This window comes from Oceanobacillus sp. HCA-5259 (assembly GCF_037892815.1).
Classification (GTDB): domain Bacteria; phylum Bacillota; class Bacilli; order Bacillales; family Amphibacillaceae; genus Oceanobacillus; species Oceanobacillus indicireducens.
This window is the reverse complement of record NZ_JBBKBV010000092.1, coordinates 1-1202: the sequence shown is the minus strand read 5'-3', so window position 1 is coordinate 1202 and position 1202 is coordinate 1. Positions and strand designations below refer to the sequence as shown.

At 37.0% G+C, this 1202-nt stretch carries 1 protein-coding gene; it reads right to left on the bottom strand.

Translation table 11 applies throughout. The features are described 5' to 3' along the window. A partial coding sequence (locus WKU33_RS18900; protein ID WP_340456131.1) for an SEC-C domain-containing protein occupies nt 1-866 on the bottom strand: 866 nt, incomplete at its 3' end. Between the last annotated feature and the right edge of the window lie 336 nt (nt 867-1202).

Sequence of the window (1202 nt, the reverse complement as noted above, 5' to 3'; positions counted from 1 at the left end):
GCAGCAAATCCTTCAGGTTTTCTGATTGTCGGACGTACCGCTTCCGTATATAATTTCCATATTACAATCGCCATATCGAAAAAATGATCGGAAACTGCCCCTTTCATTTTCATCTGCTCTGTCACAATTTCAATAACTTCTCCGTACAGCGGATCTGCCCACTCGATAGCAAAATTATCATCCAAGTGTTCGTTCACTCTTGATTTCACTAAAATTTCCGGATAGTTTTCAATGAATTCTTCGTCCGTAAGCTGATAGATTGGATGATTGTCGTTGCACAACATTTCCGAATTCACAACTGGAGTCAGAATAAGCATATAGTCATAAGATTGGATGGAAGGAACTAATATTCCTATAAATACTTCTTCCATCTCCAGGTCTTGCTCTTTATTCAGCAACGTATATGTTTCCTTACTTCTCCGGTCTTTAAACGTGACAGAGGTGTCTGTAATATCAATAATTTCATAGATGGATGGAACAGCTTCCTTCCAACTTTCAAATGTTTTTCTAACATTTTCATACTTTATTGCATACCTCTCTCTTCGATAAAATTCATCAAATAGGGATTGTCCCTTGCGATAAGATTGATAAAAAATCGCCCATTCTAAAAGGCCGTACTTCAAAATCTCTATTACTTCTTGATCATCTATATTATATTTGCGGGCTTCCGAAGCAGACATTTCCGACAATTCCTCTTCATATTCGTACCAGGCAAAGCTTAGAAGATCTGATTCTAATCGTTCCAATTCAAATTCATAACGACTAGTATCCATTTGAATGACCTTGGATTTGGGCGCCCCGTGACAAATTTTATATTTTTTCCCACTTCCACACGGACAAAAATCATCTCTATGTACACTTACCATGAACATCACCCCTCGTATTATATATTTCCAGAACAAAAATTTACTTTTTGAAAACTAAATTTAACCTATCTTTCAATCACATTATAAGCGTTGTTTATGAAAACGAAAAGCAACGAGTTCCTTTATGTGTGGAAGGAAAAAGATGTGAAGAGATTTCGAACAAATGGGGCAGCAGTGACAGCGGATCCAAAATAATCGAGAATGTATAGCTTTGTAAACTGGATAACCTCTTCTGGCAAGTCTTCATAAGTCGTAGAAAGGGCGCAGGGCGGACGTGGCTATTATTAGCAATTCCAGTCATCCACAACATTTTTATTTTATAATTTCCTATACCAT